A 12,470-nucleotide genomic window follows, 5' to 3' on the forward strand; every position below is an offset into this window, starting at 1 on the left:
ATCGTAGATGGAGCCGGGGCGCAGGCCGTCACCCAGGCTGAAGGCCACGTCGTAGGCCTTCATGATCTCGCAGATTTCCTCGAAGTGGGTGTAGAGGAAGTTTTCCTGGTGGTGCGCCAAACACCATTTGGCCATGATGGAGCCGCCGCGGCTGACGATGCCGGTCAGGCGCTGCGCGGTCATGGGCACGTACGCCAGCCGCACCCCGGCGTGGATGGTGAAGTAGTCCACCCCCTGCTCGGCCTGCTCGATGAGCGTGTCACGGAAGATCTCCCACGTCAGCTCTTCCGCGCGTCCACCCACCTTTTCCAGCGCCTGATAAATCGGCACCGTACCGATCGGCACGGGGCTGTTGCGGATGATCCACTCGCGCGTCTCGTGGATGTTTTTGCCGGTGGACAGGTCCATCACCGTATCGGCCCCCCAGCGGATGGCCCACGTCATTTTGTCCACTTCCTCGGCGATGCTGGAGCCGAGCGCGGAATTGCCGATGTTGGCGTTGACCTTGACCAAGAAATTTCGGCCGATGATCATCGGCTCGCTCTCGGGGTGGTTGATGTTGGCCGGGATGATGGCGCGGCCGCGCGCGACTTCGTCACGCACGAATTCGGGCGTGATCTCGGCCGGGATGCGGGCCCCGAACGCCTGCCCCGGATGCTGGCGCGCGAGCATGGCCGCCATTTTTTGCCCCGTGGGGCCAGCGGCACGCAACGACTCCAGGTATTCGGCACGGCGCTGGTTTTCGCGGATGGCGACGAACTCCATCTCCGGCGTGACGATGCCGCGGCGCGCGTAGTGCAGCTGGGTCACGTTGGCGCCGGGCCGCGCGCGCCGCGGTTGGCGCTGCAGGCCCGGAAAGCGCAGCGCCGCCAACGCCGGATCGGCCGCCCGCGCGCGTCCGTAGGCACTGCTCGGCGCAGGCAGCTCCTCGGTATCGCCGCGTTCCTCGATCCAGCGCTGCCGCAGCGCGGGCAGGCCGCGGCGGATGTCGATGCGGGCATCGGGGTCGGTGTAGGGCCCGGACGTATCGTAGACGAAGATGGGCGGATTGGGCTCGGCGCCGAACGCGGCTGGCGTGTCGCTTTGGCGGATTTCTCGCATGGGCACGCGGAGGTCGGGGCGAGAGCCGGTCACATAGATCTTGCGCGCGTTGGGGAACGGCTGCACGGCCGCTGGGTCCACGTGGGCGGCTTCAGCCTGAAAGGGTTCGACGGGGGCATTCATGATAGAGGCTCCTTCGGGGCGGGGTGGCGATACGGCTCCGAAGGCGGCCTCTCGAGAGGTGCGGTCCAAAGACCCTTTGGGCCTTCGACCAGCGCCCACCTCGTACAGGCGGCTGCGGCTCTTCTTTCGCCGGTATGAACCGGATCAAGTTCGCGGGTTCGGCCCATGGCCATCTCAGCCCACCGTTGGCGGACACCCCGGAGCACGACTCGATTGTAGAGGGCAAGCCCGCGTCCGCGGCCACAGGCGTCGCAAACCCACGCCGCACAGGGGTTGCGCCCTCCGGGTCAGCCGGTGCTCACCGGGGTCGGGTCGTCGTTGCGCCGGTCGTGGTACCGCAGCGTGAGCCGGCCTTTGCCGTCCCCCTTGGACGTGTACATCAAGCGATCGGCCGCGGCCAGTAGCGCCGGCAACGGATGTGCCCCTCGAAACAGCAGCGCACCGAGGCTGACCGAGACCGCCACGCCTGCGTCCGCAAGCGGAATGGGCTCGCCCAGTTTTTCCAGCAACGCCAGCCCGATGCGCCGCACCGTGGCTTCCGCTGGCCCCGGCTCGGGGCCCAGCTCGGTCAGCAATATCACAAATTCGTCACCCCCCAGTCGCCCCACGGGATCGACCGCTCGCACCATCGCGCGCAGCCGGGCCGCCACCTCGACCAACACGGCGTCGCCCGCCTCGTGCCCGCGAGTGTCGTTGATGGTTTTGAAATCATCCAGATCGACGAACAGCAACGCCGCCCAGCCCGGATCGCGCTGCTGCCGCAGCAGGACTTGCTCGATGCGGTCGAACAGCAAGCGCCGGTTGGGCAACGCCGTCAGAGGGTCATGGAACGCCAGGGCCTGCAACTCGGCCTCGCGCGCTTTGAGCTCGGTGATGTCGCGCACGAGCGCGATGAAACGCAGCGCGGCCCCTGCAGGCGCGGTCTTGCGCGCCATGGAACACTCGAACCAACGTTTCCCGCCCGGCAAAGTCATGGCGTATCGGTAGCCGTTGGCCTGCCCGGCGCGCGCTGCCTCGGCCATGGCGGCCTCGGTCAAGTCGGCCACCGCCGGGGGCAGCAGATCGCGCAGGTGCCGACCCACGATCTGTTCGGCAGGCACGTACAGCCATTCGGGGCGCGGGGCGTGTACGTGGCGGAAGATGCCGTCGGCGTCGATCTCGAACATCAGGTCCGGCAACGCCCGCAGGGTGGCGTCGAGCTCGGCTCGCGCCTCGTGCAAGGCCATCTCGGCACGCTTGCGTGCGGTGATGTCGACCGCTACGCCGGTGTAGCCCAGAAAGCGGCCATCCTCGCCCCGGCGCGGCACCCCGCTGATGCTGGTCCACGATGGCTCGCCGCGGCGAGTGCGCCACTGCAGCTCCAGACCCCGGAACGGCTCGCGCCGCCACAGGGATCGCCAGAGCCGGCGCGTGCGGCCGTCGGGCTGCAGCCACACGTCACTCTCCCACGGTCGGCGGCCAACGAGCGACGCCAGCCACGACAATCGGCCGGGGTCACCCTGCAGGGGCTGGGCCTGAATGACGCGCAGGCTGGCGTCGGTCGCCCACACCCAGTCGGCCACCAGGGCCAGCAGGGACGACTCGTCCACCGCGCCTGCGGAAGGCGGCGCGGGGAGGGAGTCTGACTGTGAGCGGGGCATACGATTGCCACTGAGGATTTTGCTCTAAAACTGCCAAATATAACACCACGCGGCGACGCGCGCCATCCCCCAACCCGGGGAGGCGCGCGTCCGCTGGTGGCCCCGGGAGGAGCGGCGTGTCACGGCTGCAGGTCGTACCGGTCGGCGTGCATCACCTTGGCCCACACGGCCACGAAGTCGCGCACGAACTTCTCACGCCCATCGTCCTGGGCGTACACCTCGGCGTAGGCGCGCAAGATGGCGTTGGAGCCGAACACCAGATCGACGCGAGAGGCGGTAAAGCGCACGCGACCGCTGGCGCGCTCGACGATCTCGAAGCGACCATCCCCCAGCGGCCGCCAGGCGTAGGCCATGTCGGTCAGGTGCACGAAGAAGTCGTTGCTCAGCACCCCCACCCGGTCGGTGAACACTCCGTCGGCCGAGCCACCATGATTGGCCCCCAGCACGCGCAGGCCGCCCAGCAACACCGTCATCTCCACCGCCGTCAGCCCCATCAGCTGGGCGCGGTCGATCAGCAAATCCTCGGGCGCCACGCCGATGCCGGGTTTGACATACTGGCGAAACCCGTCGGCCACCGGTTCCAACCAGCGAAACGACGCTGCATCGGTCCACGCTTCGGTGGCGTCACCGCGCCCCGCGACGAACGGCACCTCGATGGGCACACCGGCTGCCTCGGCCGCCATCTGCACGCCCACGTTGCCGCCGAGCACGATGACGTCGGCCACGCTCGCACCGTAGTCCCGCGCGATGGGTTCCAGCACCGACAGCACTTTGTCCAGCCGCTGCGGCTCGTTGGCTGGCCACTGGCGCTGCGGCGCCAGGCGGATGCGCGCCCCGTTGGCACCGCCGCGAAAGTCGGACTGGCGGAAGGTGCGCGCGCTGTCCCACGCCGTGGCCACGAGCTCGCCCACACTCAAGCCGCTGGCGCGGATGCGCGCCTGGATTGCGCCAACGTCGATGTCACGGGGCCCCGGCGGTACCGGGTCTTGCCACAATAAATCCTCTTTGGGAGCACGCGGGCCTATGTAGCGCGCACGCGGTCCCATGTCGCGGTGGGTGAGCTTGAACCAGGCGCGCGCAAACGCCTCGGAAAATGCCGCGTGATCGCGCCAGAAGCGCTCGGCGATCGGGCGGTAGATGGGGTCCATCTTGAGCGCCATGTCGGCATCCGTCATGATGGGCAGGGTGCGGCGCGAGGGATCTTCGGGGTCGGGCGGCATGTGCTCGGGGCGGATACCGATCGGCTGCCATTGCCACGCGCCCGCAGGGCTCTTGGCCAACTCCCACTCATAGCCGAAGAGCAGCTCGAAGTAGCCGTTGTCCCAGCGCGTGGGGTGGGTGGTCCAGGCACCTTCGATGCCGCTGGTGACCGTATCGCGGCCGATGCCGCGGCTGGCGTGGTTCATCCAGCCCAGGCCTTGCTCTTCGATCGGCGCTGCCTCGGGCGCCGGCCCCAGGTTGGCCGCACTGCCGTTGCCGTGTGCTTTGCCCACCGTGTGGCCACCCGCGGTCAGGGCCACGGTCTCCTCGTCGTTCATGCCCATGCGGGCAAAGGTCTCGCGCACATGCAGCGCGGTCTTGAGCGGGTCGGGCTGGCCATTGACCCCCTCGGGGTTGACGTAGATGAGCCCCATTTGCACCGCCGCCAGCGGGTTTTCCAGCGTCTCGGGCCGCTCGACGTCGGCGTAGCGCTGCTCGCTGGGCTGCAGCCACTGGTGCTCCGGCCCCCAGTACACGTCTTTTTCCGGGTGCCAGATGTCCTCACGGCCGAAGGCAAAGCCGTAAGTCTTGAGCCCCATCGATTCGTAGGCCACGTTGCCGGCCAGGATCATCAGGTCGGCCCACGAGAGCTTGTTGCCGTATTTTTTCTTGATCGGCCACAGCAGCCGACGCGCCTTATCCAGGTTGGCGTTGTCGGGCCAGGAGTTGAGTGGTGCGAAGCGCTGGTTGCCCGTGTTGGCCCCACCCCGGCCGTCAGCGACCCGGTACGAGCCGGCCGCATGCCACGCCATGCGGATGAACAGCCCCCCGTAGTGGCCGTAGTCGGCCGGCCACCAGGGCTGGCTGTCGGTCATGAGCGCGCGCAGGTCGCGCTCGAGCGCTTCCACGTCCAGCGTGCGCACCGCGTCGCGGTAGCGAAAACCGGGCAGCGGGTTGGTTTTGGTGTCGTGCTGGTGCAGGATGTCGAGGTTGAGCGCATGGGGCCAGGGAGCGGTCGGCGCCTGGGCGGGATCCTGGCGGGTGACGGCGCCGTGGTGGAAGGGACAGCCCCCGCTGCGGGCAGGTTGGGAAGCGTTCATGTTCATCTCCAGTGAGCGATGTTTCATCGATGACGTCAATCGAAAAATATTTTTCAATTGACAGATCTACTGTAGCGCGACCTCCCCGGCCGTGGATTCACTTCTGTCTATGGCCGCCATAGCGGATGCACGAACGCTCGATCGGGTTATGATGACCGTGTATCCACCCGCGGCCCCGCCGCACGAGGAGCGACGCGATGCAATGGCTGGTCTTGGGTCTGATCCTGTTTCTGGGCATGCACTCGGTACGCATCGTCGCCGACGACTGGCGCAGCCAGATGATCGACCGCATCGGCTTGGGCGCCTGGAAAGCGTTGTACTCACTGGTGTCGCTGCTGGGATTGGTACTGATCGTCTGGGGCTACGGCCTGGCGCGGCACAACCCGGTCACGCTATGGGTGCCGCCGGTGGGCATGGCCCATGCCGCCTCGCTGTTGACGCTGCTGGCCTTCGTGTTGCTGGTGGCGGCGTATGTACCGGGCAACGCCATCAAGGCCCGGCTGCAGCACCCCATGGTACTGGGCGTCAAACTGTGGGCGTTCGCGCACCTGTTGGCCAACGGCACGCTGGCCGACGTGCTGCTGTTCGGCGGCTTCCTGGCCTGGGCCGTGCTCGACTACCGCTCGGCTCGCCGTCGCCCTGCAGGCCAGCCCGACGACGATGACGATGATGCCGCCGACGTGGCCGAGGTGCGGGGCGCGCGCAGCGCCCTCGCGCCCACGGTGGCCACCGTGGTGGTCGGTGTCGGCGCTTGGGCCGTGTTCGCCTTCTGGGCCCACGGCGCCCTGTTTGGCGTGCGGCCATTCGGTTGAGGCGCCCAGAGCGTGGATGGCCTGGCGCTGCGCCTCGGGTCATCGTTGGGACATAACACTCCACGCCAAACAGGTGTGCGGAACGCCCGCAACCGGCGCAAGACTCGCACAAGGCATTGACGATGACCAGTTTGATGACTATAGTCTCCTGCGTGGTCATCTGCAGGAGAAAGCGCCGTGCCGACCATTCAAGCTTCCGAATTCAAGGCCAAATGCCTCGCTCTGATGGATTCGGTGGCCACCACCGGCGAGATCTGGGTGGTGACCAAGAATGGCAAACCGGTGGCGGAATTGCGTCCCTATTCCGGGCAACGCATCAGCCACCCGTTTGGCCTACACCGCAACCTTGACATTCGTGGTGACGTACTGGCGCCACTGGAAAACGATCTCTGGAAAGCGCTGGCGTGATCATCGACACCCACACCCTGTTGTGGATGGATCGCGACGACCCCGCGCTCGGGGTGCGAGCGCGGCAGCGAATCCAGGCCGACTGGCTGGCTGGGCAGGTGGCGGTCAGCGCCATCAGTTTTTGGGAAGTGGCCATGCTGGCGGAACGCGGCCGCATCGCGCTGCCCATGCCGGTCGGGCTGTGGCGCGAGGACTGGTTGCGTGCTGGCCTGGTGGAAATCCCGGTCGATGGCCGCATCGCCTTGCTGTCGACCCAGCTCGAGAACCTGCATCGCGACCCCGCCGACCGCTTCATTATGGCCACCGCCATCGACCGCAACACGCCACTGGTGACCGCCGACCGGCTGATCCTGGATTGGGTCGGCACCCTCGAGCGCATTCCGGCCGACCAGTAGAGCGGCGCCATCATCGCACCCCCGGAGATCAATCAGCCGGATGGGCTGACTGTGCGGTATCGTAGCGCCCTACCATCGCGGCAGCACCGGCGGCGGCGATGGCCGCCAGCAGCCCCATGACGAACACCGCGGCCAGCCCGAAGCGGCTGCTCACCCAGCCGCCCAGCGCGCCCGCCACCACGCCCGAGGCGCCGTAGCCGATCAGGGCATACAGGGCCTGCCCGCGCGCGCGCAACCGTCCTGGAAAGTGTCGATGGATGAGCGCGACGCACACCGTGTGGTGCGCGGCGAAGGTGACGGCGTGCAGCCCCTGCGCCAATGCCAGCACCGGCCACCACCCGGCACCCCAGGCCGTGGCCGCCATGCGCACGGCGGTCAGCACCGCGGCCAGCAGCAGCCACTGCGGCAGCGCCAGCCGCGGCAACCACCGCCCCTGGGTGAAGAACCAGGCCACTTCCACCACCACCGCCGTGGCCCACAGCGCGCCGATGGCGCCCTTGCCGTAACCCAACCGGTCCAAATAGAGCGAGAAAAAAATGTAGACGAGGACGTGCGCCAGCACGTGCCAGAACAGGGCCACGAAAAACCACGCCACCGCGGGCTGGCGCAGCACCGGGCCGACGCGCGCTGGCGCGGCGCTGGCGGCCAGGGGCGCCTGCCGCCACGGCGGGATGGCCCACACGGCCGCCACCACCAGCACCAGGGTTAGGTTGGCCCAGAGGGGAAAGCCTCCCAGCCCATGCCGCTCGAACCACACGCCCGCGGCCAGGACGGTCAGCAAAAAGCCCAACGAGCCCCACAGGCGCACGCGCCCGTAGCGACCGGCGTCGAAGCGCCCCGCCGCGCCCATGGCGTGCGCGAGCACGGTCTCGGACAGCGGCATCATCGCGCTGGTGTGGGTGAACAGCAGCAGCAACACGAGCGGCAACCACCAGGGGGCGGGTTGCCACCACAGCCCCAGTGAGACCCCCAGCGCCACCCCGGCACACACGCGCAGCCAGCGCACCGGGTCGCCACTGCGGTCGCTGAGCCACCCCCACAGGTAGGGCGCGAACAGCCGGGTGGCCGACTGCAGCGCGGTCAACAAGCCGATGGCCCACAGCCCATAGCCCAGGTGCTGCAACCACAGCGGCAGGTACGGGTTGAAAAACCCGATGTGCGCGAAATACCCCGCCGAGAGCGCCGCAAACGGCCACAGCGAGCGCGCGGGGGCAGCAGGCGCCGCCGCCTGTGCGCTCATGACCGCGTCGTCGGGTCGGTCGGCGCCTGCGCCGCCACGGGCCCGGGCACCACCCGCACGTCACCGCACTGCGCGCGGTGGCGCAGCGCGTGATCCATCAGCACCAGGGCGAGCAAAGCCTCGACGATGGGCACGGCCCGGATGCCCACGCACGGGTCGTGACGCCCTTTGGTGATGACCTCGGTGGGGGCGCCCGTGGTGTCGATGGAGGGACGCGGCACCAGGATGGAGCTGGTGGGCTTGATGGCCAGCGTCACCACGATGTCCTGCCCGGTGCTGATGCCCCCGAGCACGCCACCCGCGTGGTTGGAGACGAACCCCTGCGGGGTGATGGCGTCGCCGTGCTCGCTACCGCGCTGCGCCACGCAGGCAAAGCCGTCGCCGATCTCCACCCCCTTGACGGCGTTGAGCCCCATCATGGCGTGCGCAATGTCGGCATCGAGCCGGTCGTAGATGGGCTCGCCCAACCCGACTGGCACCCCTTGCGCCACCACGCGCAGTCGGGCACCGACCGAATCGCCAGCCTTGCGAATCTCACCCAGGTACGCCTCGAGCGCGCTCACGTCGGCCGTGGGCGCGAAAAACGGGTTGGCGTCGACATGCTCCCACCCTTCGAACGGCACGGCAACGCGGCCGATCTGCAACAAGGCACCGCGCACCACGGTGCCATAGTGCTCGCGCAGCCACTTGCGGGCCACGGCACCAGCCGCGACGGTGGGCGCCGTCAACCGCGCCGAGGAACGCCCACCGCCGCGCGGATCGCGAATACCGTACTTGTACCAATAGGTGTAGTCGGCATGCCCGGGCCGAAAGGTCTGTGCGATGTCGCCATAGTCCTGACTGCGCTGGTCAGTGTTGGCGATGAGCAGCGCGATCGGCGCACCCGTGGTGCGACCTTGGTAGACCCCGCTGAGGATCTGCACCTGATCGGCCTCGCGCCGCTGGGTGACGAACTTGCTGCTGCCCGGACGGCGCCGGTCCAGATCCGGCTGGATGTCGGCCTCCGACAGGGCCATGCCGGGCGGGCACCCATCGATGACACAGCCAATGGCCGGTCCGTGCGATTCGCCGAAGTTGGTGACGCGAAACAGGGTGCCCAGGGTGTTGCCGCTCATGCCCGCCATTATCCCGCAGCGCGTCGATCATGGCCGGCACCCAAGTCGGCCAACAGCAATGCGCCTTTGGTCATTTGTTGCAAGCCTCGGCGCAGCTCACTGATGGCGCGCAACCAGGCGTCCATCGCGTCCAGTGACAACGCGCCCTGGGCGCCGGCACGCAGCAGCGCATCTTTGAGCACGGCGTAGGCGTCTTCGGCCTCGGTCAGCGCCGCCTCCAGGGCGGCCGGATCGTCGGCCACGTCGCCCTGCAGCGGGGTCAGCAGCGCCTGTGCCCGCTGGCGAAACGCCGCCAGTTCCAGCCGCGGCACGCCGGGGGCCACGGCCGGCCACGGTGCCAGCGCTTCGGCCGCTTCTTCGGCCTGCTCGACGGCTTGGTCGGCATAGCGGGCCACGCGCAGCAGTTGCGGCAGTTGCGCCGCGCCATCGCGCCCCAGTTCGGTGCGCTGCAGCGCCGTCACGAATTCGCCCACGGCCCGCTGCAGCCGACGCGCGACCGTGCGCGCCGCTACCAGCCGCGCGCGCCGTTGCGCCTCGTCGGCGTCCGGCGCCACACCGGCCGTCGGCCCGGCCAACGCGGGCAGATCGCATACCGTGCGCAGGGCGCGCGCCGCCAACCCTTGCAGGCGGTGCAGCTCGCGTGCCAGAGCTTGCAGGGCCAGGGCCGGCACGGTCAGCACGTTCGGGTCCAGGTAGCGGGGCCGGGCCTCGTCCTCCTCGGCGGCGCGAAAGCGCCCCTGCAGCCAGCGCGTCAGGGTCGGGGCCAGTGGCCACATGAGTGCCACCCCCATGACGTTGAAGGTGGTGTGAAACATCGCCACCGTCAGGGCGGGCAGCGGCGGCAGCCCCAGTGCCGCCTTGGCCTGCAGCAGCCACTGCACCAGCCACGGCAGCAACAGCAGCGCCACCACGCCCGTCAGTACGTTGAAGACCACGTGCGCCGCTGCCGCACGCCGAGCGTTGGCCGTGGCCTGCAGCGCCGCCAACACTGCCGTCACCGTGGTGCCGATGTTGGCGCCAATGACCACGGCGGCGGCCCCCTGCGCGCTGATCAGCCCCGCCTGAGCGGCGCTCAGCGCCACCGTCAGCGAGGCGCTCGAGCTTTGCATCAGCACGGTCAACACCAGCCCCACGAGCAGTTGCGCCAGCACTGCCGTCCATCCCATGCCGGACGGCAACTCGATGCGCCGCGCGACGTCGTCGAAGCCGTCCTTGAGCACCTCGATGCCCAAGAACAGCAGGCCGAATCCCGCCAGTGCCGTGCCCAGCGCGCCGCGCCGCGCCGACGCGCCGCTGACGCGCAACCCCACCCCCAGCCCGATGAGCGGTAGCGCCAGCGCGTCGATCTTGACGCCAAACCCCAGCAGCGAGACGATCCACCCCGTCATGGTGGTGCCCACGTTGGCGCCGAACAGCACCCACAGCGCACCACCCAGGTTCAGCAACCCGGCGTTGACGAAGCCGATCGTGGCCACCGTCACCGCGCTGGAGGATTGCACCACCGCCGTCACCAGCACGCCGGCCGCCAAGGCGCGCCAACGCGTGGCGGTGGAGGCGGCCAGGATGCGCTCCAGCGACGGCCCCGCCGCCAAGCGCAGGCCCTCGGTCATGAGCTCCATGCCGAGCAAAAACAGGCCAATGCCGCCCAGCAAGGCGGCGGCCACGGCCCAGGCGCCGTCCGCCATGGCCGCTCAACTCACCCGGGCTGACCGCTGGTCTGCGAGGCGGACTCGGCCGCCGGAGCGTCGTCCTCGGGCCAGTCGCGGATGTAGGCCTTGAGCATCTTGTTCTCGAAACTCTGCGACTCGACCACCGCCTTGGCCACATCATAGAAGCTGATCACGCCCATGAGCATGCGGTTGTCCATGACCGGCATGTAGCGTGTGTGGCGCTCCAGCATCATGGGGCGCACGTCGTCGAGCTCGGTCTCGGGCGTGCAGGTCATGGGGTGGTCTTCCATGATGCTGCGCACCGTGGTGGTGCCCACCGTGCCGCCATTGCGGGCAATGGCGGCGATCACCTCGCGAAAGGTCAGCATGCCCACCAGCTCGCCGTGCTCCATCACGGCCAGCGAGCCAATGTCGAACTGGGCCATGGTCTCCACCGCACGCGCCAGCGTCTCGCCGGGCGAGACGGTGTAGAGAGTGCCGCCTTTGACGCGCAAAATGTCTCGGACTTTCATGGTGAGGGCTCCTGATGTCACGGGGACGCAGCGGACACGCTGCCGCGCAAGCTAATATAGACCACAACACGAGGAGACACCATGCCCGGTTACACCGATCCCGGCTTCGACACGCTGGCGCTGCACGCGGGCGCCGCCCCAGACCCTGCCACTGGGGCACGCGCCGTGCCCATCCACCTGACCACGTCGTACGTCTTTGCCTCGGCCGACCATGCCGCGGCCCTGTTCAACCAGGAGCGTGCCGGGCACGTCTACAGCCGCATCAGCAACCCCACCACCGCGGTGCTGGAGCAGCGTGTGGCCGCGCTCGAAGGCGGCATCGCCGGCATCGCCACGGCCAGTGGTCAGGCGGCGCTGCACTTGGCCATCGCCACGCTCATGGGGGCGGGCGGGCACATCGTCGCCTCCAGCGCCCTGTATGGCGGCAGCCACAACCTGCTGCACTACACCTTGCGCCGCTTCGGCATCGAGACCACCTTCGTGCCGCCGCGCGACCTGGATGCCTGGCGCGCCGCCGTGCGGCCCGAGACCCGGCTGTTCTTTGGCGAGACGGTGGGCAACCCGGGCCTGGACGTGCTGGACATCCCGGCGGTGGCCGACATCGCGCACGCCGCGGGCGTGCCGCTGTTGGTGGACTCGACCTTGACCACCCCGTGGTTGATCCAGCCATTGGCACTGGGTGCCGATTTGGTTTACCACTCCGCAACCAAATTTTTGAGCGGCCATGGCACCGTCATCGGTGGCGTGTTGATCGACGGCGGCCGCTTCGACTGGGAGCGCGCACACGCGCGCGACGGGCGCTATGCCGAGCTGACCGAACCCTACGACGGCTTTCACGGGATGGTGTTCAGCGAGGAGTCCACCGTGGGGGCGTTTGCGCTGCGCGCGCGCCGCGAGGGGCTGCGCGACTTCGGTGCCTGCATGAGCCCGCACACCGCGTGGCTGATCCTGCAGGGTATCGAGACCTTGCCGCTGCGCATGGCGCGACACGTGGACAACACGGCCAAGGTGGTGGAGTTCCTGGCCGCGCACCCGATGGTGGCGCGCGTGGGGCACCCCATGCTGCCCGATCACCCCAGCCACGCGCTGGCGCAGCGGCTGCTGCCGCGCGGCGCAGGCAGCGTGTTCAGCTTCGACCTGCGCGGCGGCCGCGC

The 12,470-nt window shown here is 68.7% G+C and carries 11 protein-coding genes and 1 riboswitch; of the genes, 4 read left to right on the plus strand and 7 right to left on the minus strand.

Annotation, left to right across the window (positions count from 1 at the left end; all coding sequences use genetic code 11):
- The 3 genes from thiC to katG form a co-directional block, all read right to left on the minus strand.
- The coding region (gene thiC, locus Q0716_RS07425) for a phosphomethylpyrimidine synthase ThiC (protein WP_299021522.1) at positions 1–1,224 on the minus strand (1,224 nt) is incomplete at its 3' end.
- Positions 1,225–1,328: 104 nt separating this feature from the next.
- Positions 1,329–1,434, minus strand: a riboswitch (TPP riboswitch).
- A gap of 77 nt (positions 1,435–1,511) precedes the next feature.
- Positions 1,512–2,813 (minus strand): diguanylate cyclase, encoded by a 1,302-nt coding sequence (locus Q0716_RS07430; protein ID WP_299021524.1) that lies wholly within the window; start codon positions 2,811–2,813, stop codon positions 1,512–1,514.
- A gap of 170 nt (positions 2,814–2,983) precedes the next feature.
- On the minus strand, positions 2,984–5,164 hold the full coding sequence (katG, locus tag Q0716_RS07435; protein ID WP_299021526.1) for a catalase/peroxidase HPI: 2,181 nt from the start codon (positions 5,162–5,164) through the stop codon (positions 2,984–2,986).
- Positions 5,165–5,361: 197 nt separating this feature from the next.
- On the opposite strand from katG, the gene Q0716_RS07440 reads away from it, so the two are divergent.
- The 3 genes from Q0716_RS07440 to Q0716_RS07450 all read left to right on the plus strand — a co-directional run bounded on the left by Q0716_RS07440 (position 5,362) and on the right by Q0716_RS07450 (position 6,779).
- Entirely contained in the window at positions 5,362–5,976 is a 615-nt protein-coding gene (locus Q0716_RS07440) for an NnrU family protein (protein ID WP_299021528.1), read from the plus strand.
- 177 nt (positions 5,977–6,153) lie between these two features.
- Positions 6,154–6,384 carry a type II toxin-antitoxin system Phd/YefM family antitoxin gene (locus tag Q0716_RS07445; RefSeq protein WP_299021530.1) on the plus strand — a complete coding sequence of 77 codons (231 nt, stop codon included), beginning with the start codon at positions 6,154–6,156 and terminating at the stop codon, positions 6,382–6,384.
- A complete protein-coding gene (locus Q0716_RS07450) occupies positions 6,381–6,779 on the plus strand; it encodes a type II toxin-antitoxin system VapC family toxin (RefSeq protein WP_299021532.1) in 399 nt (132 codons plus the stop codon). The genes Q0716_RS07445 and Q0716_RS07450 overlap by 4 nt, the downstream gene beginning before the upstream one ends.
- A 28-nt stretch (positions 6,780–6,807) precedes the next feature.
- Here the strand turns inward: Q0716_RS07450 and Q0716_RS07455 are convergent, their stop codons facing one another.
- The 4 genes from Q0716_RS07455 to Q0716_RS07470 are packed head-to-tail and all read right to left on the minus strand — an operon-like array spanning position 6,808 to position 11,316.
- Complete coding sequence (locus Q0716_RS07455) at positions 6,808–8,019, minus strand: MFS transporter (protein ID WP_299021536.1); 1,212 nt, start codon at positions 8,017–8,019, stop codon at positions 6,808–6,810.
- Complete coding sequence (aroC, locus tag Q0716_RS07460; protein ID WP_299021538.1) at positions 8,016–9,134, minus strand: chorismate synthase; 1,119 nt, start codon at positions 9,132–9,134, stop codon at positions 8,016–8,018. Before aroC ends, Q0716_RS07455 begins: the two co-directional genes overlap by 4 nt.
- 8 nt (positions 9,135–9,142) lie before the next feature.
- On the minus strand, positions 9,143–10,819 hold the full coding sequence (locus Q0716_RS07465; protein ID WP_299021539.1) for a Na/Pi symporter: 1,677 nt from the start codon (positions 10,817–10,819) through the stop codon (positions 9,143–9,145).
- Between the two features lie 11 nt (positions 10,820–10,830).
- Positions 10,831–11,316 (minus strand): CBS domain-containing protein, encoded by a 486-nt coding sequence (locus tag Q0716_RS07470; protein ID WP_299021540.1) that lies wholly within the window; start codon positions 11,314–11,316, stop codon positions 10,831–10,833.
- Positions 11,317–11,397: 81 nt separating this feature from the next.
- Here Q0716_RS07470 and Q0716_RS07475 point away from each other — a divergent pair.
- A partial coding sequence (locus tag Q0716_RS07475) for an O-acetylhomoserine aminocarboxypropyltransferase (protein ID WP_299021541.1) occupies positions 11,398–12,470 on the plus strand: 1,073 nt, incomplete at its 3' end.

The organism is uncultured Tepidimonas sp. (genome assembly GCF_938045175.1).
Taxonomy (GTDB): Bacteria; Pseudomonadota; Gammaproteobacteria; order Burkholderiales; family Burkholderiaceae_C; genus Tepidimonas.

Bases quoted from the DNA above. Each gene is read 5' to 3' on its own strand.
- katG (WP_299021526.1), bottom strand. From the start codon at position 5,164: ATGAACGCTTCCCAACCTGCCCGCAGCGGGGGCTGTCCCTTCCACCAC.
- Q0716_RS07440 (WP_299021528.1), top strand. From the start codon at position 5,362: ATGCAATGGCTGGTCTTGGGTCTGATCCTGTTTCTGGGCATGCACTCG.
- Q0716_RS07455 (WP_299021536.1), bottom strand. From the start codon at position 8,019: ATGAGCGCACAGGCGGCGGCGCCTGCTGCCCCCGCGCGCTCGCTGTGG.
- aroC (WP_299021538.1), bottom strand. From the start codon at position 9,134: ATGAGCGGCAACACCCTGGGCACCCTGTTTCGCGTCACCAACTTCGGC.
- Q0716_RS07465 (WP_299021539.1), bottom strand. From the start codon at position 10,819: ATGGCGGACGGCGCCTGGGCCGTGGCCGCCGCCTTGCTGGGCGGCATT.
- Q0716_RS07470 (WP_299021540.1), bottom strand. From the start codon at position 11,316: ATGAAAGTCCGAGACATTTTGCGCGTCAAAGGCGGCACTCTCTACACC.